This window comes from Capilliphycus salinus ALCB114379 (assembly GCF_047276495.1).
GTDB lineage: Bacteria > Cyanobacteriota > Cyanobacteriia > Cyanobacteriales > Microcoleaceae > Capilliphycus > Capilliphycus salinus.
This window is the reverse complement of the sequence record NZ_CP178543.1, coordinates 5,595,026-5,618,774: the sequence shown is the minus strand read 5'-3', so window position 1 is coordinate 5,618,774 and position 23,749 is coordinate 5,595,026. Positions and strand designations below refer to the sequence as shown.

Below are 23,749 nucleotides of genomic sequence, written 5' to 3'. Positions count from 1 at the left end.
GTATAAACCCGCCCTTTAAACCGTGAATTTTTAAGGATTTACGGCTAAAATACAACCGCTACGTTGAGGAAGATTTAACGTTAAATTTTCTCCTTCCCAAGACAGTTTTACATCACCATACAAAACTTTTTCAGGGCGAGATTTTAAACTCCCCGCTTGCACGGTAATCTTAGCAGATTCATTGTCACTATTCACCGCAACAATTACCTCTTGATCGTCTAAAATTCGAGCAAACACATAAACCAAACCTTCGGCAAATAAAGTTTGATAACCGCCCGTTCGTAAAGCCGGATATTGATGACGAATGGCAATTAATTGTTTGTGGTAATTAAGAGTATGTTCATCCCAGTGTTGTTGAAAGGGAAATGCACGCCGACTATCCGGGTCCAGTTCTCCCGGTAAACCCACTTCATCGCCATAATAAATACTCGGCGCCCCCGGATAAGTCAAGAGTAATAAAGTTGATAATTCTACACTCGCTTTATCCCCATCTACAATCGAAAGTACACGGGCGGTATCGTGGCTATCAAGTAAGTTCAATTGAGTCAGTTGAATTTCCCAAGGATAGAGATTCAATAACTCCTGAATTTTACTCGCATATTCGCTCGCAGAAAGGGGCGGATAGGGAGAATAAGAAGGCCCTTCTACCAACTCCATTCGGACTCGTTCCCCGCCCGTAAAAGCCAGAGTAGGGGCGGTAAATAAATAATTCATCACCCCATCAAATTGAGTTCCATCCAACCAAGGACGAGAATCAATCCAAACTTCTCCAACAATATAAGCTTCGGGATTAACCGCTTTAACTCGCTGGCGAAATTCTTGCCAAAAACCCGGAGTTTTCACCTCAAAAGGAACATCCAAACGCCAACCATCAATCCCAAATTCTAACCAATATTCCGCAACTCGCATGATATATTCCCGCACTTCGGGATTATCATGGTTAAACTCGGGTAAAGCCCGATTTCCCGCCCAACTGACATAATTTGCAGGTTTGCTCCCATCATAAGCCGACAGAGGCCAATCTTCAATTTTGAACCAATTTAACCAGGGAGAATAGGGGCCGTTTTCTAAGATATCGTTAAAAAAGAAAAAGCCGCGACTGGCGTGGTTAAATACCCCATCCAAGACAATTTTAATATCCCGTTGGTGGGCGGCATCGAGGAGGGCTTCTAGGGCTTTATTTCCGCCTAAAATTGGGTCAACTAGATAATAGTCGTGGGTGTGGTAGCGGTGATTGCAAGCCGACTGAAAAATCGGGGTAAAATAGATCGCATTGATGCCGAGATCTTTGATATAATCTAATTTCTCGACAACCCCCCACAAGTCGCCGCCTTTGTACCCTTGGGGAGTTGGGTGTGCGTCCCATTCTTCCCAGTTGGGCATCATTAAAAATTGATGGCGAGATGTTTCACTTTTGGCAAAGCGATCGGGGAAGATTTGGTAGAATACAGCGTGTTTCACCCAGTCTGGAGTTTGAATATTCATCGAATACCCCTGAACGTTTTCAATTTCAACTCAGTTTTCTGTCCGTTTTAATAGTATCGAGTCAGGGGTTATTTATCTTCATGTCGCGAGAAGACCCAAACAAAGCAAGCACATCGTAGGGGCGCTGCGTCCGAATCGCCCCTACAGGAATCCCGCACGCCTAACGTAGTGTTGGTATCGAGTCAGGGCTTATTTCCAGGAATAACTGTGCAACCATTCTTCTAACAGGCTACTCATTTGGGCGAGGGCGTCGGTGGTTAACTGTTGACCCAAGCTGTTTTGTGTCCACTGGGCGAGGGCTTTCAACAGGGTTTCTCTGGCTTTGGTCAGGCGACGAGAAACGGTATATTGTTTCATATCGAGTTGTTCGGCGATGTCTTGCTGCGTTAAGCCCTGTTCGTAGTAAAGTCGCAGAATATTTAAAACATCCGGCTTGAGACGTCCGAGAGCATCGGTTAAAATGTGCTTGAGTTGAATTTGTTGGGTTTGGCGATCTTGGGCTTCTTCTTCGGCTATCAGTTCGGCTAACATCGATTCGTTGGGATCGGCTAAATCTTCAACAATTTCTCGCGTCTCCCCTTGTGATTTACTCGTATTGAGCGATCCTACCGTCGGATACAGGTAAAGTCGCGCCCATTGAGCGCATTGACTCAGCCAACGTTCTATAATAGCCCCAGAAACCGATGTCGCCTGAGGAGAAAGTATGGTTTTGCATTCACTGTTGTAGAATTTGGCGATCGCTTCCCAGGTGGCGGTATCGGGTTTGGTGAGTTGACGAGTTCCGGTGGCTTGGGTCGGAACATAGATCGTTTTAAAGCAATTCCAAGCCAGGATATACTGTTCGAGTTGGTCTTCGCTGTTAATTCCGGCATTTTGTAGAGATTCTCGCAGCCGCTTTTGACTGAGTTTTCGCAATAACGCCCAGTCGCTACAAATATCGGTTTCTCGGCGTTGACGGAGAATATCGCGAATAATAGACTTAAAAGCAACGCTGGCGTAATCTTTCAGCGTCGAACCGCGATCGGGATCGAACCCGTTGAGAATGCGTTCAACGTGAGTCAGAGCAATTTGAAACAGATCCGCGATACTCAAGTGCATTCCCGCAAAACCGGCATTCACCGTTTTATAAGCACTCCAGTAGCAGGTTTCTTGCAGGTAAGCCAGTAAATGTCCCGTCGCGGCTTTTGATGGGGTTTGCCACTGTTTATGCCAAAAATGCACCCAAAACTTTTCTGAGGCGGGGGGTTTCGGTTGGGTTTTCAGACACCGATCCATACTCCGACGCAGTTGGGGATCGATCACCCAACTGTCGAAATAATCCTCTGTGAACTTCACAAAGGAGGAAAAAGTCTCAATCAAGCCTTGACGAGGACGCATGAATCAATCCATTGGGGGGTGAAAAAAGGTACAATTGGATTTTCCCTTAAACCAGGAGCCAGATGCACGCACTGATTGCCAATTCTGGCGCGATCGCAGAGTTTGAGTTTGATCTGAGCCAAACATCAGCCTCAAACTCCAGAATAAGGGTTTCTGCTCTCTTTTATCCTAGCGGTCAACGGAGAAAAAATCAGACTCTACATTTGTATCATGGTTAACAGCGTTAACTCATGTCTCTAGCTTCAGCCCTTTTGGTTAGGTGTCAGGAATTCTTCGATCGCGATCCGAAACTCAATAATAGATTGAACTGGGGTCAGAAAAGTTTCTCAAAGACGTCCAAGCATTGCGGTTGAGGAGTAAGACTGAGGTTAAAAAGACTGGCGTTCATCGAGGGAACTGAAACTTTTGTCAATGATTGATCAAGTCAGAGTTCGCTCACATGAGCAGAAAAGTTTGAGGATACGGAATGCTTGATCGGCTTTAAAGATTGTTCTGTCGGCAGATAGAAAGACTTCTTAAGAGTGTTGAGGATGTTGCTCTAGTTCTGACAACGCATAGCGGGCGATCGCCAAACCCATTCTAGCTTGTTCTATTTCCGAAAGTTGGTTCCAGGGTTTTGTGGGCGTCTGATTGAGAGTTGTATCTAGGGGTTCACTTTCGCCGCCCCGCATGGCATAAGCAAAAGGACGGGCTAAAACTTGCAGGTCTTCTTCTTGCCAATGGGGTAAAATTTCTTGAGTACAGTGTACCAATTGTTCGGCCAAACTGTAATGATAATCTCGTATCTTTTCGCTGAGGCCAATGGCGCGTTTAGCAAGGCGTTGTAAAAGATCTTGAGGAACAAACTCAGCAAATTTCTCAACTAGAGATTTTTGTAAAGTCGTCACCGACCATAAATCTTCAACTTGAGTCAGCAGGCTTTGGAGTCTTTGGTGTACATCTTCGTCTGTTAAACAATCACAGAGGGCGAGTTGTTCGTCAAGTTCTTTGAGATCGGCTTCAGACTCCCAGGCTGAGGGATACCAAGCTATGGGTTGTTCTTCTTCTAATAGGGCATCTAACAAGTCTAACTCGGCTTGAATTTTGAGAGAAGAGGATGAGTTATTCATGAGTCCGTTTCCTTGATGTTCAGATGAAAGTCTCTAAAAATTTGGGAATAGATGGGGGGCTTGAGAAGTGTAGATCTTAACGAATTTACTGTCTCAAATTCACCCCACTTTCGTCAAGAGAAGATTGAGAGCCTAAAAGAGCATTCAGCAGGTTTTCTAGCGTCGATGAACTGGAAATCCATCTGTGTCTGCCAGACTCAACAGAAGAATGGCTACGATTTACGCTCTGACTTCCCTAGCTACAATAACATTTTCATCCATTCCGTAACTCGACTTGAGTTAGATTGACGGTGAAGCGGGATCGATCACAAATTCAAGCGCCTGACCTTGGGAACTGCCAAATTTTAGCTGTGTTCCTGATTTTAAGACCACTTCTTGATGATGAACCCGTTGCCACCCGCTTTCTGCCGAAACTAGGGTACCGTACCGAGAAAAGTCTCGCAGAAAAAAGGTCGGTTGGGGGTTATCATCGTTACCATTGCGACAAAAAATTTCTGCGTGTTTACTCGATACCCACTGTTCGGAAATGACAATATCATTGTCTTCTCCCCGCCCCACCCGCACGCTTCCGGCTTCGATCGCCCACAGTTGAGGCGCCGATCCCGAAGAATTCTCTAAATTTCCTGGCAAACGCAGCCACGCTCTCGGGGAGACATATCCCAACCAGGTTTGAGAATTGGCCGGCAGTTCGGTTCTAATTTCTTCGGCCGGTTGGATTAATTCTCCGCTAAATTCCGGGTGCATATACAATACCGGAAGCGTCCAGGCGGGTTGATTAAATTTATACAGGGTTAACAGATGTTGTCTGGCGATCGCCACCGCGTGATCGATGGGTTTGCGGGCAACCAGGGCGCTCGCAAAGGCTTGAATAAAACTGAGCGCCTCTTGATCGGTGATCGAGTCGCGCATCCCCAAAACCGCCGGCACCCCGTGATGAATTAACACTTTGGCTAAACTGCTGCTGGGGATAGCTTGGAAAACGGAACTTTCCGGGTCGGGGGTGATATTGATCGCCGGATGGGCGCCCCAACAGGCGTTAAACACCGCCATCACCACGCCGCAGCGAACCAGGACTTGGGCGAGTTCGGTGCCGTTGAGGGTGACATCCGGCTGCAAGAATAACAGGCCGCCATCGGGGGCGGGAATGCAGTGGCCGCCGTAAAATAAAACGTTATGTTCTCCGGTTTCCAGTTGGGCGATCAGTTGGGAAACGCTCGGTTGTATTAGGGTGGTAACGCGACAGGGGACGTTTGTATCGGGGTATTGGTCTTCTGAGGTAGAAGAGTTACTGGTAAAGACTTTGCTGAGTTGTTGGGCTTCTTGTTCGAGTTGTAATTGTTGAATTTGGGCTGATTTTTGTTGCGGTTGTGAACTGGAGTTATTTTTGGAATCCGCTTCCGGCTGACCCAACACCAGTAATATATTTAACAACTGAGCGCTTTGAAATTGTGGTAAAGGATTAACATCACTGGTTGTCCGACTGAATAACAGTTGTTGGCTCAGGGAAATCGCCGGTTGACCCGCTTGAGGCTGCATAATTTCCCAGGGGAGAGGGATTAAGTCCGGTTCTCGTATGTCCAGCCGAACTCGCAGGGGCAGATCTTGACCGATGGCTATGCCCTGACTGCGATGCAAACTGCTTTGTATCGCCCCTTGGAATAGCCACTGCCAGAGTTGGATGCCCAAATGTTGCATCAGACGGCTGCTGTAACTTAGCTGTCTGCCGGACTCGCTGGCGGATGCGGGGGGAATAATCGGTTGAGAGGAGGAAAGGGGCTTGATCTGCGCTAAACTTTGGGGAGAAAACATTTCTAGCCAAGCTTGCCAGGCTTGAGAAAGGCTCTCCGGCCACAGGCAGTCGTGGTGAACATATCCGCTAGGATAGGGCGACTGCACGACCCAGGTTGCAAAGTGGTTGACTTCACTGGTGCTTAAGCGAGCAATTGCCAGACTGAGGCAGGGACTGTCAGAACGCGACATTCAGTTTAAACCAATGTTCAGTTGAGAGGTTAAGTGAATTTCTTTGTTAGTTTAACTTGACATCCTCCTGACGCGCCAACAAATTCGTTTTTGGCGCAGGATTCCTAGCCTCACGGCGCGCGGTTTCTGCTTCATTCAGATCTGCGTACACCACGCGCCTGGTGTTAGTTATGTTCCCGTCTTACCCTTCCCTCGCTTTCCTGGCTGGAACCCCCTAACTCTAGTTTTCAAGGTGCTGAACCTACTGGGCGCGGTTTTCGCGTTTCGGTCTTTATTTATTGTACACCTTACGGAGCGATATTCGGACCATCGCCAATTGTCTTATGGCGTGGGTCTCAACCGCAATTTTTAGATGAAAAAGCCGATTGGTTGTGTCATCATTCTACTCAACGACCTGCAACAAGTTCTGCTGGTTTTGCGAGATCAAAAGCCTTCAATTCCCTTTCCGAATACTTGGAATTTGTTAGGGGGATTTTTGGAGGAGGGAGAATCTCCCCAAACGGCAATCCACCGAGAAATGTTAGAAGAAATAGAAGTTGATCTAGAGGAAGTCTACCTGTTTAGAAAATATGAGTGGCCCGATTGCGATGAGTATATCTTTTGGAAACCGATCAATTTAGATCTGAATTTCGTACAACTCAATGAGGGACAACGCTTGGCTTACTTTAGTCGTTCTCAGATCCAGAAAACCCAACTCGCCTTTGAATGTAATAAAATTATAGAAGATTTTTTCGGGACTAGGTTGAAATGATCTTCCCCCATCTCAAATCGAATTGGGTTGGGAGTTCGCCGGGTTAATCAAATATTGATCAAAAAATTGGGTGTCATTAATTTGTATCGATGATTTTATAATAGTATTGTTGCACGGCTTGCGGTTAAATCCTCTCGACCTATTATCCATCAAGGAGTCTACGACATGAGTATTAAGGTTTTACGCGGTATCAGCTATCCTCTGGGTGCAACGGTTTACCCGGATGGGGTCAATTTTTGTGTATTTTCTAAAACCTGTAAATCTTTAGAATTACTCTTATTTGATACTCCCGATGCGGCTCAACCTTCTACAGTTATTACCCTCGATCCTCAACGAAATCGAACCTTTTATTATTGGCACGCTTTTATTCCGGGAATGAAAGCCGGACAAATTTATGGATATCGAGCCGATGGCTTGCATTATCCCGAAGCCGGATATCGTTTTGACCCGGATAAAGTGTTAGTTGACCCCTACGCCAAAGCTATTGTTAATGATGAAAATTATAGTCGGGGTGCCGCATCAAAACCCGGAAATAATTGTGCTGAAGCGTTTAAATGTGTCGTAGTTGATCCGAAAACTTACGACTGGGAAGGAGATGTACCCCTGAGAATTCCCTACTCAGAAACGATTATTTATGAGCTTCATGTCGGCGGTTTTACCCGCCATCCCAGTTCGGGTTTACCCCCAGAAAAACGAGGGACTTATGCGGGTTTAGTGGAAAAAATTCCCTATCTCAAAGATTTGGGAATTACTGCGGTTGAATTAATGCCCATTCACCAATTTGATGAACAGGATGCTGTTTTACCTTTAAAAAACTATTGGGGTTACAGTACCGTTGGTTTTTTTGCACCCCATCGGGCTTACAGTTCCCGTCGCGATCCGCTCGGTCCCGTCGAAGAATTTAAAGATATGGTCAAAGCGTTTCATAAAGCGGGATTAGAAGTCATTTTAGATGTGGTTTTTAACCATACTGCCGAAGGAAATCACAACGGCCCGACGCTATCTTTTCGAGGGTTAGATAATGCGTTATACTATATTTTAGAGGAAGATGAGCAGTATTATAGTAACTATAGTGGCTGCGGAAATACCGTTAAAGCCAACTATGAAATCGCCGGTCAACTGATTGTAGATTGCTTGCGGTATTGGGTAGCCGAAATGCACGTTGATGGGTTTCGATTTGATTTGGCGTCGATTTTTTCTCGGGATAAAAACGGTTATCCCATAGATGATGCGCCGATTTTATGGATTATTAAATCCGATCCGGTTTTGGCGGGAACGAAACTAATTGCAGAAGCTTGGGATGCGGGAGGATTGTATCAAGTTGGGTCTTTTGCCGGCGATCGCTTTACCGAATGGAACGGAAAATATCGGGATGATATTCGCAGTTTTGTCAAAAGCGATCCGGGGAAAGTTCAACAGCTTGCCGCGAGAATTATGGGAAGCCCGGATATTTATCCCCTGCCTGATCGCGAACCCCATTGTAGTATTAATTTTATCACCTGCCACGATGGATTTACCCTCAATGATTTAGTGTCTTATAACGACAAACATAATGAAGCCAACGGCGAAGATAATCGGGATGGATGCAATTACAATATTAGTTGGAATTGTGGAGAAGAAGGGTTAACCGATAATCCGGCAATTGAAGCTTTACGCCTGCAACAAATCAAGAACTTTCTAACCATTTTGTTTGTCTCTCAAGGCACGCCGATGCTGTTAATGGGCGATGAAGTTCGACGCACCCAGTACGGAAATAATAACGCCTATTGTCAAGATAATGAACTGAGTTGGTTTGATTGGAGTGCAATTGGAAAACAAGCGGATACCCTGCGTTTTATGAAGGGAATTATTCGCTTTACTCAAGAACGGCATATGTTCCGCATTAAAACAATTTTGCAAGCCGAAGGCGAACATTTACCCTATATTACTTGGCATGGACTCCGTTTAGATGAACCCGACTGGGAAGAAGATTCTCGTTATTTAGCCTTTAGTTTGCGTCATCCCGATACCGGAGAATATCTCCACATTATCTTGAATGCCTATTGGGAAGCCTTAAATTTTGAGTTACCTCACTTGCCTACCGGACAATATTGGCACAGAATTATTGATACTGGACTGGCGGCGCCGCACGATCTTTATGATGTGAAAGTCGCTCCTCCGGTTAAAGCCCGTCGTTATCGAGCCAATCCGCGTTCATCGGTCGTTTTAATGGCAAAATAAGAAAGGGTTTGTCTGTTCGGGTAGAATAGGCAAACTTCAACTCTAATTTCAACCGTCAAAAATTCGTTAGACTTCATTTATATCTATGTCTGCTGCTCAAAAACTCTACGAAGGTAAAGCAAAAATCGTCTACACCACAGACGATCCGGAAATTCTACTGGCTCATTTTAAAGATGATGCAACCGCTTTTAACGCTCAAAAACGGGGGACAATTCAAGGGAAAGGTGAAATTAACAATATCATCTCAACTCACCTGTTTCAACGGTTAGAAGCGTCGGGCGTTCCCACCCATTTTATTGATACTCCCACCGCTAATGAAATGAGAGTAAAACGGGTTAAAATTGTCCCGATAGAGGTGATTGTTCGCAATATTGCTGCGGGGAGTTTGTGCAAACAAACCGGAATAGCAGTCGGAACAGTTTTAGAACCCACTTTGGTTGAATATTGCTACAAAAATGATGAATTGGGCGACCCGTTATTGACACGCGATCGCTTATTATTGTTAAAGTTAGCCACGCCCGAACAACTCGAGGAAATTAAAGCATTATCGCTGAAAATTAATCAAGTTTTGTCGGAGTTTTTCGATCAATGTGGGATTACGTTAGTAGACTTTAAACTGGAATTTGGTTACACATCAGATGGTAAATTGGTACTCGCCGATGAAATTAGCCCCGACACCTGTCGTTTGTGGAATAAAGGCGAAACCGACCCCAATTTAAGGGTAATGGATAAAGATAGATTCCGCCACGATTTAGGAAACGTTGAGTCGGCTTATCAACAAGTTCTAGAACGGGTTTTAGCCCAAACTCAAAACGGTTAAAAAATCAAAACCTGGGAGCGATGTCTTACAGTGAATTTACCCTAGATCGAGTCGTCAAAACATTTAACTTAACCCTATCGGAACAGGTTAACTTGTTTGTAGAGATTCCCGAAGTTGAATGTAGTTCTTTTCTACTCCAAACTTTAGAATACAATGTTCCTCTCGCTCTGGCAATTAGCACAGAAAAAGCCCGTTCTGAGTTGATTATTGCTCCCATTTTACTCGAACTCAGACGACAATTGCAAGACCAAATCAGCTTATTTTCGGGAACGGAATTTAATGTCGCTCCCGAATTGGGTTTAAACGGAACTTGCGATTTTATTATTAGTCGAGAGCGAGAGTTTTTGTTTCTGCGTTCCCCTGTGGTGACGTTGGTAGAAGCCAAGAAAGAAAATATTAACAGTGGTTTGGGTCAATGTATTGCTGAAATGATCGCCGCCCAACTGTTTAACGAACGAGAAGGAAATCAAATTCAAAGTATTTATGGTGTGGTGACTTCGGGTAATATTTGGAAGTTTCTCAAGCTAAATCAACAGGTGATTAGTATTGATTTAGTTGAGTATTATTTGCGAGATTTAACAAAAATTATGGGAATTTTAGTTCATGGTGTTTCTCAGTTTATTGATTGATGAGAGAAATATTAAGCTTCTTCCCAAGTTGCAGAGAGACAATACTCGTATAATTCCTTTTTAGAATTTCGTTTTCTAATAATTTCAAAGCTAATTTTTTTATAGCCTAGCATTTTCATCGACTCAGCAAGTAAACTAGCCGTATCAACTCTATTACCAAAGAAGGTCGAATTTCCGACGATATAATCAATCTTAGCACCATCCTTGAGAAGATGTCGAAGCGATCTTAAATGTAGGTGCATATCATAAAAGTATTTTAACACATAAATTGATAAAACATAGGCATTTTTACCCTCAGATTGACTGATGTTTTCTACCGCATTATAAACCGCTTCAGGTAGTAAATTAACTTCATCTATCTGCCAATATTTTAGTCTACTGGTTGCAATTCCCCAAGTTCCACCAATTGCCATCCAATCGATTTCACCCGCTTCTTTTGCTTCATTTAAAAATTTAGTCCAGTACATATAAGGGCGGAGTTCACGAATATAACTAATTCGATTTGGATAAGGTGGTGAAGTAATGACCCGATCTACTTTTACTCCATTTAGATTAATTATACAACGAGAATCTGCTTTAATGATCTTCGCACTACCTCGAATCGGTTTTGAAGTTGATTTCAAGAGAAAATCAAGGATGTTAATAAAAAGTTGTTCTATTTTATCAACCTCAAAATGAGTAACTTGATTGTTAAATGACATTGAAACGTGATTAAATGCTGCCGAGGAAGTCTCAATAATTAGCCGACAAAATGCAATCCAAACAATTCCAAAATCTTCACTGTCTTTAGGTTCGCCAAATTGTTGAACTAAACTCTGTCTTAGTGCTGAAAGAATTTTTAAACTTTGACTAGACCACCAGCGTTCAATATTAAAGATATTCGGTATCCAATGTTCTTCTCCCAGAGAGGATTGAAATTTTACAAGAGCATGATTAACACCGTGACGAATCTCTATGATTTGCTCTTGGGAATAATTTTTACATTTAAGATTTCCCAACCAAACTAGAAAGGGATTGATGTCAAAACTATAAGCTTGATATGCGTTTTCAGCAGCCACCAGTGGAGTTGTCGCTGTTCCCGAAAACGGATCGAGAATAATTAAGTTTTCCTCCGCACTAATTAATAGTTTTTCAACCAGTTTCACGCTATAAGCGGGGGTCAGGCGCAGCCATCCATGTCGCCCATAACTACGGTTATATTTGAAAGTATAATCTGCTCGTTGGTTGGGAATAGGTGACATCAATTTACTTTGCACTTAATAAGATTTCTAGTGTGGTCAACATTTCTTTTTTAATTAATTCAGAGTTTCTCTGAAAAAAATCTGCCAAATCATAATCTAAAACCTCTTTACAAAAAACGAAAAGAGAGGTCGTACTACTACCGGAAACATTTCCAATAATTACTCCGCCTCGACTATTTCGATAACGCAATACTAAATCCGCATCAATTTGAGAGGAGAATATTGCAAAAACAGGTAAATACCCATTAGCCCAAGCAACAGCAACATTATCTATATCCGCATTTTGTCTCTTGCTATCTTTGCTTTTGTATCCCTGGCGAACCTCAAAGACTGCTCCATTTGCTGGAACCGGAACATTTAGAAAACGACTATAATCGACTATCCATTGAGTAACTTTTGCTTTAATATCTGAATTTTGAATGGCTGCAAGTTCCAATCGACCATCTAATGTTAACACTTTATCTTTATTTGCTTTTGTCTTTGTTGTATAAGACCAGGTAGAATATTTTAGATCTTCATAACCTGTAGAGTCTATTAAGATTTGCCTAAATAAGTTTTCACATCCTCTACCAATCTGACGATAAATTGAAGTCATACCACCCGCAGCTTTGTGAGCCGCATACATTAAATCGGAGTCAAGACCAATCCATGAGTAAAAGGGATCGGCTCCATAAAGTGATAGAAACTGGGTTAGATTTAATCCCTGCTGTTTATTCCCTTGACCCAATTTAGGCTGATATCGTTTACAGACATTCAGAGGATTAAGAAATTTATTGAGATATAGCTCGTCGTCCGCCACAGTTGCTCATTGATTATTTCAGCTTACTTATTATAAGATGCTTTTAAACACAAATTTTTAATAAATCTCCGCCAGATAACGAGTCATTTCTTGACGACTGGGAAAAGCTGTTAGAAATACTAATGTTTGTTGAGTTTGACGCTTCCAAACCCAAAACAGTCCGAAAATACCAGATTTCAGATTTACTGTATCACTTCCGGTTGGCGATCGCGAACTGGACAAAGCCAACTCAACAAACTGTTCGTCAGTAACGGCCAGAGCGAGGCGAGATGGGGTAGTAATAGGTAGAGGTGAGAAATCGCTCAGTTGATGTCCTGGCGGTGTCCTCCAAGGGCCATTTGGGGGAGGGCTGGAAGCTCTATCGCCCCAAAACCGTGACAACGGCGAGGGTTTTGATAAATTTTAAGAGAAGATAAAGTCGCTGAACCGACTGTGCTATCACGGTTTGGAGGTAACTGTTTGGGAATTCCCAATTTTTGGGCGCCCACATAATGGTAAAATTTCACAGTTTGTCAAATGTCGGGCGTCAGGGTACGGAGTTTGTGTCCGTGCTGCTGACCCGTGACGGATGACCAAAGAGTGATTTTCCGGTGTGTGGATGTCCAAAAGTGTGAACAACATGCGCTTATCTCCTGTTTTCGTTGCAGTTTTTGGGCTTACTGCAACTGTGGGGCTTTCTAATTCTGCAAATGGCCAAACATCTCCTGTTTGTTTTTCCAGTTCTTCTGAACCGTTAAATACATCCTATGATTTACATTTAGATTGGCTGTTACCGCAGTCTGAAACTTTGGCTGATTTTTCTCCTGTTTTGGGTTTCAGCGAGACTGAAGGGGAGATAACCTTTTGTGAGAATAGGTTCTTGAGTTCTTTCAATTCTACGCTACAGACTTCTTTTGAGATTTCTTTAAACAAAGTTGAGGTGAACAAACCCGGATCACTTTTTTTTGGACAAGAGATTTCGGAAAATATGGTCTTGAACAAGGTTAAGCCAAATTCTCTGTCTCTTTTTCCGGTTTCTTTTAATCAGTCTGACTGGGTTCAGCTTCAACTGTTTTCTTTGGATTCTAAAGATTTAAACTCCGTTCTATTTGATTCTACTGTTCTTCCTTTACAATCTTATCAAGAGTTGGCTTTAAATAAGTTAAAACCCGAGGAATTTTCAGATGAAATAGCTCTCAATAAATTAGAAGAAGTTAAACCGGAGTGGGTAGAACCGTCGGAAGACTTGGCTTTATCTAACAAGTCAAAACCCGAGGAATTATCTCAGGAATTGGCTCTCAATAAATTAGAAGAAATCAAACCGGAGTGGGTTGAACCTTCCCAAGACTTGGCTTTATCCAACAAGTCAAAACCCGAGGAATTGTCTCAGGAATTGGCTCTGAATAAATTAGAAGAAGTTAAACCGGAGTGGGTTGAACCGTCGGAAGACTTAGCTTTAAATAAGTCAAAGTCTGAGGAGTTTTCAGATGAAATAGCTCTGAATAAATTAGAGGAAATTAAACCGGAGTGGGTTGAACCTTCCCAAGACTTAGCTTTAAATAAGTCAAAGTCTGAGGAGTTTTCAGATGAAATAGCTCTGAATAAATTAGAGGAAATTAAACCGGAGTGGGTTGAACCGTCGGAAGACTTAGCTTTAAATAAGTCAAAGTCTGAGGAGTTTTCAGATGAAATAGCTCTGAATAAATTAGAAGAAATTAAACCCGAATTCGTTGAACCGTCGGAAGACTTTGCTTTAACGAAGTCAAAACCCGAACTTGAAACCAACTCAGAAATTACCCTTTATAAAATCGAAAGCGAACAAACAGAACCCATCTTATTTGAATCAAGAATAGAAGCAATTGCAAACTCAACAGAAAGCCAATCCAGTCAATTAGGAGAACCATTAGAACCCCAACCCATTGAACTCGCTCAAACCACCCCAGAAATAGAACCCCAACCGGAAATAGAACCAGAAATAGAACCAGAAATAGAACCAGAAAACAACAACATACCCCAACCACCTCCGCCAGTTCCTCAACCTCAAATACCTGTTCCACCGCCACCAACTCCCAGACAAACCCCCTCACAAAACGCGCAACCGGAACCTCAAGTTTTGGTGGCTGAAGTTGTTATCGAAGGAACCGAAAGTGAGGTGTTGATAGAAAGAGTTTATGATGCAATATCAACAGTACCCGGACAAACAACAACTCGTTCCCAACTCCAACAAGACATTAACGCCATATTTGCGTTAGGCTTTTTTAGAAACGTTCGAGCGCTTCCAGAAGATACGCCATTGGGTGTAAGAATTACCTTTGAAGTCGAACCGAACCCGCCCTTAGAAGCCGTTATAATCGAAGGCGATAGTGTGTTACCGCCAGAAGTTGTAGAAGAAAGCTTCGCCGGTCAATTTAACGAAATTATTAACCTCAATGAAATCGAAGAAGCCATTCAAGAAATTAATAGTTGGTATCAAGAGAATGGTTATGTATTAGCTCAAGTCATAGAAGCACCCGAAGTGAGTCCGGATGGAACAGTAACACTGGTAGTAGCCGAAGGGGAAATCGAAGATATTCGGGTAAGATTTTTAAGCAGTGAAGGAGAACAAACAGACGAAGAAGGAAACCCCATCGAAGGGAAAACTCAAGACTATATTATTCTCCGGGAAATTGAGTTAGAACCGGGAGATGTTTTTAACCAAAGAACCGCTCAACGGGACTTATCTCGCGTCTTTGGTTTGGGAATTTTTGAAGATGTACGGCTTCAACTCGAACCCGCAGACGAAGATCCCCGAAAAGCGGTGATGGTTGTTAACATCGTTGAACGAAGTACCGGTTCTCTCGTCCTCGGGGGTGGGGTCAGTTCCGCGACCGGTTTGTTTGGTACCGTCAGTTATCAAGAACTCAATATCAACGGACGAAATCAACGTCTGGGAGCGGAAGTTCAACTCGGTGAACGAATTGTTTTACTCGATATTAGCTTTACCGATCCTTGGATAGGAGGCGATCCTTACCGGACCTCCTACACCGCCAATATTTTCCGACGTCAAGCCATTTCCGTGATTTTTGAACAAGATGACGAGGATGATAACGTTCGACTTCCCAACGGCGATCGCCCTCGGGTGGTGCGTACCGGTGGCGGAATTACCTTTACTCGTCCCTTCGCCGAAGATGTGTTTAGCACTCCCGACTGGGTGGCTTCGTTGGGCGTTCAATATCAGCGTGTTGAAATTAGGGATGCAGACGGGGACATAACGCCTCGGGATGACGCCGGAAAACTCCTCAGTGAAAACGATGACGGTGAGGACGATCTGTTTACGGTACAATTTGGAATCGCCCGCGATCGCCGGAACAATACCCAATTTCCGACTTCGGGTTATGCGTTTCGACTCGGTACCGAACAGGCGATTCCCATCGGTTCGGGTAGCATTTCTTACAATCGTCTCCGGGCCACTTACAGTTACTACCTGCCGGTGAGTTTTATCGAGTTAGTTCCCGATAGCCCTCAAACCATAGCGTTCAACTTCCAAGCGGGAACCCTGATCGGAGATTTTCCGCCCTACGAAGCGTTTGCGTTGGGGGGTGCAAATACGGTCCGAGGTTGGCGTGAGGGTCATTTAGGTGCCGCCAGAAGCTTTGTTTTAGCCTCTATTGAGTACCGCTTCCCGGTATTCGCCGTGAGTAATTTCCTGGTTGGAGGGGCGATATTTATTGATGGGGCGAGCGCTTTGGGGACTCAGAGTACCGTTCCTGGAAACCCTGGCGGAATTCGGGGTAAACCCGGTAGCGGTTTGGGCGTCGGTGCGGGTTTGAGAATTCAATCTCCTTTAGGCCCAATTCGGATTGACTACGGTATCAGTGATGAAGGCGACGGACGCATTCACTTCGGGGTGGGTGAACGTTTCTAAGATTCATAAAAACCCGGTAACTCATAAGAAACCGGGTTTTTGGAGTATAAGGGCCGGGTGAAAAATCGGCTCCGAATTGGACTTCATATCAGTTTTATAAAGCAGTGTCAAACAAAATCAAAGTATCCCGATGGAACGAAAAAGACCTTGCTACCTTCTGGTAAGTCAAGATTAGCTGTTGCAGCGTCAGCCAAGGCTGAATCACTGAAACCAGAAAGTGTTGCAAAAGCAGGAGAGGCAGGAGCTTCCATTAAAAACACTTGTTCTGTAATCAGAGAGAAATCTGGTTCAACTTCCTCAACAGGGATAAAGGCACTGTCCCCAGAGATTCGAGCATCCATCTCTGCGATCATCTCTATGAGCAGTTGCTCGGTGAAGGCACTCTCGCCGGGAACGTAGTTATCCAGTTGTTCCTGGAAAAACGCCCTTCCCTCTAAAAGACCAGTCAGAATATCTACCTCTGGCTCTGGCGATTCAACTGGGTCAGGAGCTTGCTCAATTGGAGTTGCACTGATAAAAGAGCCTATAGACTTTAGTAGCAACGGAATGTTGTCGATGTCGCCACCAGCATTTTGCATGACATCATATTCACCTTCTTCCCACCAGGAGGTTCTGAACAACAGGTCATCTCCTTGTCGGGCGAATTCAATGATGTATGGCTCCTCTTGTGATGTTGTCTCACTACTGCTTAATGCAAAAGAGCTAGTGCTAGCAGAAGCAGGTGATGGTGGTGGAGGGCCGTCAAATATGACCTGATCTCCCTCACCGGAGTTCCGATCTCCAATTTGTCCAAGCTCTGCGGCCTGAACAAAAAAGGTATCTGCCCCGGAGTTACCAGTATAAAAGTCATTTCCTGCATTTCCAGCTAGATAATCATTACCGGAGCCACCTGTTAGGGTGTCATTGCCATTACCACCCTCGACACGATCATTATCGTTGTCTCCAAACAACAGATCATCTTGATCACCACCTTGAACAGTGTCGAACCCGGAGCCACCGTACATTTCATCGTTTCCAGTATTGCCAAATAAAAGATCATTGTTGGCGTTACCGAACAAATCATCGGCTTCTGAACCACCGTCAATTCGGTCGTTGTCATTATCGCCAAAAATGAAATCAAACCCTGCGTTACCAAATAAACTGTCAGCACCCATCCCACCATTGATGGTGTCATTGCCTCCATTGCCCGACAGAAAATCGTTTCCGGCGAAACCTAAGATACTGTCCGCTCCAGATGTGCCCGAATAATTATCGGGGCCAGATGTACCGTTATAAATCGCCATTGTTGTTTTCTCCTTGAAATGGCCTGGCTGAATTTATACAAGCAAAAGTATAACAGCAAAAATCACAATGGCAATACATCTAAAGAAAGTTTTTTTAATATTAAGGTTAAGGCTTTATTACTTATTCTTGGTGTAACTAAACTGGATTAAACTGTTCTTTAGGCAGTTGACAAATAAACAAAAAAATGCTAAGTTTTATCTCAAATATATCAAGTTTAGTTGAATTATCAAAACGCTATATATAGGGTATTCAGTGATTTTTGTAAAGGCAAGTTTAAGACGCGATCGCTTATTTTATGTGCAGCTAAACTGAGTTAAACTATTCTTTGATGAGTTTACTTATGGAAAAATAAATGTTAGAAGTCATCCCAATAGCGGCAGGACAGATTCAAGTTCCTTTACCGGGTGGAGGGTCAATAAGCATAACCCCGGATGGAACGCCAGGATTCGGAAGGTCTGTAGAGCTAAGAGGGTCGGGGATTTTCATTGGTACACCACTATTGGATCAAATCGTAGTGACTGATGACGGGGCAAAGACCATCTTTGGTCTAGAGGATGGAGATAGCTTTTATATTTCCGGATCGGGGGCCGTAGTCTTTGGTAATGCTGGAGACGATGTATTTACAGGTGGAGATGGAGATAGCACCCTTTATGGGGGTCAGGGAGAGGAGCGCATTGCAGGCGGCCCCGGTAATGATTTGATATTTGGGGAACTGGGTTCAGAAAGATTGGATGGTGAAGCCGGAAGTGATACCCTATTGGGCGGAATGGATGGCGACATTATTCGTGATAGGGGTGGTGCAGAAGGTGATGAAAACTGGCTTTATGGAGGTCAGGGAGATGATCGGATTGAAAGCGAGAATGGTAATGATCGCCTCTGGGGAGACATAGGAGATGATGGCTTGACCGCCGGAACCGGAAGCGATACTTTAACAGGCGGCTCCGGGTTTGACATTTTGACAGGAAACGACCCATTCGGTTTTTCACCCGACCAGGCACAGGACTTTTTTGCTCTAGAAATTACTGGTCAGTTTGATCTAATTACTGACTTTGAGGATGGTGTTGATCGTTTGATACTTCCGGTGGGTGTCTCGTTTGAAGATTTGGCGATCGCTCAAGTGGGAGAAGATGCAGCCGATGCGGATGCGCTAGGATCTTTCTGGTCAAACGAGCCTATCGATATCGTTATTCGTTTGGCAAATTCAGGGGAAGTTCTAAGCGTTCTCAATGGCAATGGAACCGGGCTGACTGTTGACCTGATTTCAGCAGAGGATTTTATTGATATAAATAAGGTACTCTAGGGATTATTTAGCAGTAATTGTTCAATCATATATGAAGATTCGATGAAGTTGACTAATTATTATTGACACAGAAATAGGGAGTGAGCAACAATCAAACAAAATTGAAATGTTTGTTATAAATTCTAAGCTTTCCTATGCTCAAAAGATTTCTTCCGAATGCGTTAGCTATTGCGGGTACTTTTTTAGTTTCAGGTACGGCAGCCATCGGTCAGGAATTCGCTCCGAACCCGGTTCGTGACTCACAATTAAACGTTAAAATCGATTATGTCGGCACGATGCCATTTGTGCTTGGGCCTGGTTTCTTTGGGGATGCTCCCAATTTAGGATCGCCAGTACCCGTCGGAGATCAGTTATTTTTGCTGGATCAGAACGATGCTATTTACCGCTTCGATAACAATAGCGTCTCTGAGGTTCTTCAAATTAATGATGCACCCGCAGGACTAACACTCGATAATCGACAATCAATTCTCAACGTCGCTGCTAATGCCGCAGGTAACAAAGTTTTTGTCGTCTATACCTCCTCTACAGTCCCACCCGAATTAGTCGGCCAAAATTCTACATACACCCTCCCAGACCCGCTTTCTGGGGAAACACCTGATGGGCCTGTACCTGATGTGTATCGGCTCATGCCGTCACATTTCCAGGTGATGTACGAATACAATTTTGACGGAGAGAAGCTTTTGAACCCGAAAGCGATCGCCGCCTTTGAAACCCAAATCATCGGCGGTCACATTGGGGGAGCATTGGAAGTATTGCCTGACGGTCGTTTGTTGTTTGCCACTGGAGATGCGCTTCCCTTTGGTTTGGATGGGAGATTCGCCCCACAAGATGATAACTCTCACCTGAGCAAAATTCTGATTGTCAATCCTGACAACGGATCGTTTCAGGTGGCCGCCAAAGGTGTGAGGAATGTCCAGCACTTCCAAATTGTTGATTCGATGTCAGATGAACCCCATTTACTTGGCTTTGCTGATATCGGCAGCTTTACTGCTGAGGAAGTTAACTTTGTCTCTTTGTTGGACTTGTACAATACAGACGAAATTGAGAATTTTGGTTGGGGACGCAATTCTGATGGGTTAGCCCGTGAAGGTACTTTCTACATCGGCTCAGGTGTTGCTCTCGATCTCGCCGGGCCGATGGCTGTTGCAAATGCTCCCGAGCCTGAATCGGGTTTTCTACAACCATTCGCCCAATTTGGACGAGAAGGGGCAAGCTTTGCTGCTGCTACTGGTCCTGTAGTGAGTTCATTATCTTTTGATCTGATTTCTTCACTCTTTGGAGATCTCTCCAGGAGTGAAGTATTTGCAACAACTGCATCACTAACAGAGAAGAATGTTCCGGTTTTTCGGGTCAATCTTTTCGATTCGATGTTAAATCAAACATCCTTATTTGAGTTGGCGGGCGGACGGGCTGACCCACGTTTCTTCAACTTTTCTGATGGAACTGCGGGTGTTTTGCTAGAAACGACTGGAGATTTTTATCGATTAACTGAGATGAGTAATTCATCCATTAAATCGGTTCCAGAACCTGCTTCAACCTCAAGCATTGTTATTTTTGCTGTGTTTGGCTTCGTCTCTGCTTTCAAGCGTAAGACTAATCAAACATAATAATTGAAATCTTCAGTTTTGAGGGTTCTGGGTTCAGTCGGTCGGGGCGAAAACTCGGTAACAGGTGACTTTTCGCCCCCAGAACTTCTGAATTTTTCAGGATTTTAAGCAACTTTATAGACAACTCTTTTTTGATGATTGTCTAAGATTTCTTTTAATTTGGTTTGAAGTTTCATCGGGGTTGCACTTTCAACGGATTGAGCGAGTTCTGATGTTCTTTCCCCAAACCATCCCGAAGCAATATCAAAGGCTTCTGCGGCTTTTTCTAAGGTCATGTTGTAGGCTATTTTTACTTGTTCGGGAGTTGATTGTTTCATTTTCTCTATCACGGCTTGGCGTTTTTCTGCGCTGAGATTTTGCCAAACTTGTTGTTCAATAATCCCCACTTCAGAAATAGCAATTACCGCCTTTCCTGTCGCGATCGCAGACCCAATATCAGTACCTTTTTTCACCAAAAAAGTTTTCCACTCTGGAGAAATTTCTTCCCAAATTGCCTTGATGACTGTTTGACTGAGTAACGATCTTCCCACCGTTGGAATTAACATCACAACCGTTGTAATCACCGCAGCAGTTAACATTCTTAGCCCGACTTTTGCGATCGCTTCGTCGAGAGTTATTTCGTCTTTCAACACTTTGATTAAAGTGGGTATCACTTCAATACCGACGGTAAATCCCAAGGCAGAAAAAGCGCTCCCATCCATCAGTTTTTTAATCAGTTTAATCGATAATTCTCGCAAATAACCCGTTTTTAAGTCCGCTAAAACCACTTTTAAGATTTTAGATAATTCCGCTTCTTCTAATTCTTTTTCTGAGCGACAATCGGCCCCAATTTTTTTAATTGATTTAGACAAAATATTGATAATATTATTAATAGCTTCACCTTCTAAACCCGCACCGTTCACTTCTCCGACCGTTGCCGCCACAGACATCACGTTTGCCGCCAAGTAAGGATTTTCAGCCACCCACTCGGCAAAATCTTGACGGATGGGTAAGCTTTTAATCCCATCAATATCGATAATAATCGTTGCACCGGAAAGATGATAATTTTCAGAAGGATTTTCTTTTGAATAAATCTCTGGTTTTACCGGGTTTTGAATAGATTTTCCCGCACCGGCTTTGGCTTGAATATTCGCAATAATTTCTCCTACTTTTTCTAAATAAATATCTGGAGATTTTTTCATTCGATTTGCGGGAACTTTATCCCGACTCGGTTGAGATGCTTTGAGTCCGGCGTTAAGACTAAACCCAATCTCTTGCAAATATTCAAACGCAAAAGCAATGGTTTGAAGATTTTGACTCACTCGACGAGCGCTTTTCTTCATCAAACCCCCACCCGCTTCTAACATTGTCGCCCCTCCATCGTTGAGGTTTTGGGGGGTAACGGGGCGGTTTTCCGCTAGAGGGGGAATGAATCCGTTGACAATTGTATCAATTTTTCTTTTCATAATTCTGCCTCAGTTGTCCATCAACTGGGATAGATTTAAGACTCCTGGCACTATCTTAAGTTTTTCAGCCTGAATAGATAAGGTTTAAATTACGGAACTTTAAAAACATTGGATGTATTCACCAACTCGCAAATCTCCGTAAATTCACGAGTTGGACGATGTTTTTTTGAACCTCACATCTATTGCATTCGATCCAACGTCCGATACTGAATAGCTTCGGCTAAATGGTTGGCTTGAATATCATCGGCGCCGGATAAGTCCGCAATGGTACGCGCCACTTTTAAAATGCGATCGCTGGCCCGGGCCGAAAGTCCCAATTTCCGAATCGCACCTTCGAGAAGCTGACGACAAGAATCATCAAGTTTACACCATATTTGAATGTGACGACTTTGCATCTGGGCATTACACTGAATTTCAGCTTCATTTTGAAACCGAACTTGAGCAATATTTCGCCCCATTTTGACTCGTTTTCTAACCGTTTGGGAGTCTTCTCCGGTCGATTTTTGGGTGATTTCTTCCGGCTTTAAACGATTGACCGCCACCTGCAAATCAATCCGATCCATTAACGGTCCCGAGAGTTTTGCCCAGTATTGTTCACGCTGTCGGGGCGAACAGGTACAAGGTTGAATTGGATCGCCATAATACCCGCACGGACAGGGATTGGTACTAGCAATCAAAGTAAATTTAGCCGGAAAAACAACAGATTGACGGGTGCGAGTCACCGTTACAAATCCATCTTCTAAAGGTTGGCGCAAATACTCCAATACATTCCGCTTAAATTCGGTTAATTCATCTAAGAATAATATCCCATTCGTCGCGAGGGAAATTTCCCCCGGTTTCGGAAAACTTCCCCCGCCCACTAAAGACGGACCCGATGCCGAATGATGGGGGCTGCGAAAGGGGCGATCACAGATTAAACTTCCCCGATTTTTTAACAATCCAGCAACAGAATGAATCCGGGTTACTTCTAAAGCTTCTTCAAAAGTTAAAGCGGGTAAAATCCCCGGCAAACGTCGGGCGAGCATCGTTTTTCCGCTCCCCGGAGGACCGACAAAAATCAGATTATGTCCGCCCGTTGCGGCAATTTCTAAGGCGCGTCTGGCGTGAGTTTGTCCTTTAACATCTTTTAAATCTAGGGTAATTTTTTCGGTTTGAGATAACACTTGAGTTCGGTCTAATTTAACCGGTTTGTAAGCGTCGGGACGTTCTAAAAAGTCTGCAACTTCAAAAATCGTTTTAAATCCGTAAACCGAAATATTATCAACAATTGCCGCTTCTAAAGCGTTATCTTCCGGCAAAACTAACCCGGTAATTTCCATCTGTGAAGCCGCCGCCGCAATCGGCAAAACCCCGGAAACCGCCCGCAAACTTCCATCGAGAGACACTTCACCTAAAAATAAAAAATCCCCCAACAAATTGGGGTTAACTTGTTCGGAAGCGGCTAAAATTCCAATACTAATGGGTAAATCAAAACTCGGCCCTTCTTTTCGCAAATCAGCCGGAGTTAGATTAATCACAATACTTCGCATCGGAAAGGCATATCCGGCATTTTTTAGCGTGGCTTTGACCCGTTCCCGAGATTCTTGGACGGCGGTATCGGGTAAGCCTAAAACCACGATTTTTGGCAGTCCTCCCGAGATGTCTACTTCGACTCCAACTTTAACTGCATCAATTCCAACAACCGATGCACTCCAAACTCTGGCTAACATGATAATTTGAATGGATAATAATGGTGTTAATGTATGATTGATAGAGCAACTCAAGCGAAAAATATAAACGCTTTTTGTTGTCTGTTAGATGCAAGAGTTGAAGAAAGACG

Annotated in this window: 17 protein-coding genes; 7 read left to right on the top strand and 10 right to left on the bottom strand. The window is 43.7% G+C overall.

Annotated elements, in window-relative coordinates; all coding sequences use genetic code 11:
- Window positions 1–30: 30 nt before the first annotated feature.
- The 4 genes from ACL6C3_RS22735 to ACL6C3_RS22720 all read right to left on the bottom strand — a co-directional run bounded on the left by ACL6C3_RS22735 (window position 31) and on the right by ACL6C3_RS22720 (window position 5,951).
- Window positions 31–1,485, bottom strand: a complete 1,455-nt coding sequence (locus tag ACL6C3_RS22735; RefSeq protein WP_413161372.1) for an alpha-amylase family glycosyl hydrolase — start codon at window positions 1,483–1,485, stop codon at window positions 31–33.
- 189 nt (window positions 1,486–1,674) lie between these two features.
- Window positions 1,675–2,862, bottom strand: coding sequence for a sigma-70 family RNA polymerase sigma factor (locus ACL6C3_RS22730; RefSeq protein WP_413161371.1), 1,188 nt, complete (start codon window positions 2,860–2,862; stop codon window positions 1,675–1,677).
- A 515-nt stretch (window positions 2,863–3,377) separates the two neighbouring features.
- The gene (locus ACL6C3_RS22725; protein WP_413161369.1) at window positions 3,378–3,971 is read right to left on the bottom strand and encodes a hypothetical protein; all 594 of its coding nucleotides are present in this window, start codon (window positions 3,969–3,971) and stop codon (window positions 3,378–3,380) included.
- A 279-nt stretch (window positions 3,972–4,250) separates the two neighbouring features.
- Complete coding sequence (locus ACL6C3_RS22720) at window positions 4,251–5,951, bottom strand: CHAT domain-containing protein (RefSeq protein WP_413161368.1); 1,701 nt, start codon at window positions 5,949–5,951, stop codon at window positions 4,251–4,253.
- A 352-nt stretch (window positions 5,952–6,303) separates the two neighbouring features.
- Here ACL6C3_RS22720 and ACL6C3_RS22715 point away from each other — a divergent pair, with 352 nt between their 5' ends.
- The 4 genes from ACL6C3_RS22715 to ACL6C3_RS22700 all read left to right on the top strand — a co-directional run bounded on the left by ACL6C3_RS22715 (window position 6,304) and on the right by ACL6C3_RS22700 (window position 10,371).
- Entirely contained in the window at window positions 6,304–6,702 is a 399-nt protein-coding gene (locus ACL6C3_RS22715) for an NUDIX hydrolase (protein WP_413161367.1), read from the top strand.
- 165 nt (window positions 6,703–6,867) lie between these two features.
- Window positions 6,868–8,922, top strand: coding sequence for a glycogen debranching protein GlgX (gene glgX / locus ACL6C3_RS22710; protein ID WP_413161365.1), 2,055 nt, complete (start codon window positions 6,868–6,870; stop codon window positions 8,920–8,922).
- An 85-nt stretch (window positions 8,923–9,007) separates the two neighbouring features.
- A complete protein-coding gene (purC, locus tag ACL6C3_RS22705; RefSeq protein ID WP_413161364.1) occupies window positions 9,008–9,742 on the top strand; it encodes a phosphoribosylaminoimidazolesuccinocarboxamide synthase in 735 nt (244 codons plus the stop codon).
- A gap of 20 nt (window positions 9,743–9,762) precedes the next feature.
- Window positions 9,763–10,371, top strand: a complete 609-nt coding sequence (locus ACL6C3_RS22700; protein WP_413161363.1) for a hypothetical protein — start codon at window positions 9,763–9,765, stop codon at window positions 10,369–10,371.
- Window positions 10,372–10,382: 11 nt separating this feature from the next.
- Here ACL6C3_RS22700 and ACL6C3_RS22695 read toward each other — a convergent pair whose 3' ends face one another.
- From ACL6C3_RS22695 to ACL6C3_RS22685, 3 genes are read right to left on the bottom strand one after another with little or no spacing between them, the layout of a single operon-like run.
- A complete protein-coding gene (locus ACL6C3_RS22695) occupies window positions 10,383–11,612 on the bottom strand; it encodes a DNA methyltransferase (protein ID WP_413161361.1) in 1,230 nt (409 codons plus the stop codon).
- Window positions 11,613–11,616: 4 nt separating this feature from the next.
- Complete coding sequence (locus ACL6C3_RS22690; RefSeq protein WP_413161360.1) at window positions 11,617–12,411, bottom strand: hypothetical protein; 795 nt, start codon at window positions 12,409–12,411, stop codon at window positions 11,617–11,619.
- Between the two features lie 57 nt (window positions 12,412–12,468).
- Window positions 12,469–12,792, bottom strand: coding sequence for a hypothetical protein (locus tag ACL6C3_RS22685; protein WP_413161358.1), 324 nt, complete (start codon window positions 12,790–12,792; stop codon window positions 12,469–12,471).
- A gap of 586 nt (window positions 12,793–13,378) precedes the next feature.
- On the opposite strand from ACL6C3_RS22685, the gene ACL6C3_RS22680 reads away from it, so the two are divergent.
- Window positions 13,379–16,294 carry a BamA/TamA family outer membrane protein gene (locus ACL6C3_RS22680; RefSeq protein ID WP_413161356.1) on the top strand — a complete coding sequence of 972 codons (2,916 nt, stop codon included), beginning with the start codon at window positions 13,379–13,381 and terminating at the stop codon, window positions 16,292–16,294.
- A 107-nt stretch (window positions 16,295–16,401) separates the two neighbouring features.
- On the opposite strand, the gene ACL6C3_RS22675 is transcribed toward ACL6C3_RS22680, so the two are convergent.
- Entirely contained in the window at window positions 16,402–17,577 is a 1,176-nt protein-coding gene (locus tag ACL6C3_RS22675; RefSeq protein ID WP_413161355.1) for a calcium-binding protein, read from the bottom strand.
- 500 nt (window positions 17,578–18,077) lie between these two features.
- Between ACL6C3_RS22675 and ACL6C3_RS22670 the strand changes: the two genes are divergently transcribed.
- Complete coding sequence (locus ACL6C3_RS22670) at window positions 18,078–18,878, top strand: calcium-binding protein (protein WP_413161354.1); 801 nt, start codon at window positions 18,078–18,080, stop codon at window positions 18,876–18,878.
- 134 nt (window positions 18,879–19,012) lie between these two features.
- Window positions 19,013–20,485: a hypothetical protein gene (locus ACL6C3_RS22665; RefSeq protein ID WP_413161352.1), complete on the top strand. Its 1,473-nt coding sequence runs from the start codon at window positions 19,013–19,015 to the stop codon at window positions 20,483–20,485.
- A 104-nt stretch (window positions 20,486–20,589) separates the two neighbouring features.
- Here the strand turns inward: ACL6C3_RS22665 and ACL6C3_RS22660 are convergent, their stop codons facing one another.
- Complete coding sequence (locus ACL6C3_RS22660; protein ID WP_413161350.1) at window positions 20,590–21,930, bottom strand: hypothetical protein; 1,341 nt, start codon at window positions 21,928–21,930, stop codon at window positions 20,590–20,592.
- Window positions 21,931–22,109: 179 nt separating this feature from the next.
- Window positions 22,110–23,639: a YifB family Mg chelatase-like AAA ATPase gene (locus ACL6C3_RS22655; protein ID WP_413161349.1), complete on the bottom strand. Its 1,530-nt coding sequence runs from the start codon at window positions 23,637–23,639 to the stop codon at window positions 22,110–22,112.
- Between the last annotated feature and the right edge of the window lie 110 nt (window positions 23,640–23,749).

Coding starts and splice junctions, on each gene's coding strand:
- ACL6C3_RS22680 (WP_413161356.1), top strand. CDS start 13,379: ATGGTCTTGAACAAGGTTAAGCCAAATTCTCTGTCTCTTTTTCCGGTT.
- glgX (WP_413161365.1), top strand. CDS start 6,868: ATGAGTATTAAGGTTTTACGCGGTATCAGCTATCCTCTGGGTGCAACG.
- ACL6C3_RS22735 (WP_413161372.1), bottom strand. CDS start 1,485: ATGAATATTCAAACTCCAGACTGGGTGAAACACGCTGTATTCTACCAA.
- ACL6C3_RS22700 (WP_413161363.1), top strand. CDS start 9,763: ATGTCTTACAGTGAATTTACCCTAGATCGAGTCGTCAAAACATTTAAC.
- ACL6C3_RS22665 (WP_413161352.1), top strand. CDS start 19,013: ATGCTCAAAAGATTTCTTCCGAATGCGTTAGCTATTGCGGGTACTTTT.
- ACL6C3_RS22695 (WP_413161361.1), bottom strand. CDS start 11,612: ATGTCACCTATTCCCAACCAACGAGCAGATTATACTTTCAAATATAAC.
- ACL6C3_RS22660 (WP_413161350.1), bottom strand. CDS start 21,930: ATGAAAAGAAAAATTGATACAATTGTCAACGGATTCATTCCCCCTCTA.
- purC (WP_413161364.1), top strand. CDS start 9,008: ATGTCTGCTGCTCAAAAACTCTACGAAGGTAAAGCAAAAATCGTCTAC.
- ACL6C3_RS22725 (WP_413161369.1), bottom strand. CDS start 3,971: ATGAATAACTCATCCTCTTCTCTCAAAATTCAAGCCGAGTTAGACTTG.
- ACL6C3_RS22655 (WP_413161349.1), bottom strand. CDS start 23,639: ATGTTAGCCAGAGTTTGGAGTGCATCGGTTGTTGGAATTGATGCAGTT.
- ACL6C3_RS22730 (WP_413161371.1), bottom strand. CDS start 2,862: ATGCGTCCTCGTCAAGGCTTGATTGAGACTTTTTCCTCCTTTGTGAAG.
- ACL6C3_RS22675 (WP_413161355.1), bottom strand. CDS start 17,577: ATGGCGATTTATAACGGTACATCTGGCCCCGATAATTATTCGGGCACA.
- ACL6C3_RS22720 (WP_413161368.1), bottom strand. CDS start 5,951: ATGTCGCGTTCTGACAGTCCCTGCCTCAGTCTGGCAATTGCTCGCTTA.
- ACL6C3_RS22715 (WP_413161367.1), top strand. CDS start 6,304: ATGAAAAAGCCGATTGGTTGTGTCATCATTCTACTCAACGACCTGCAA.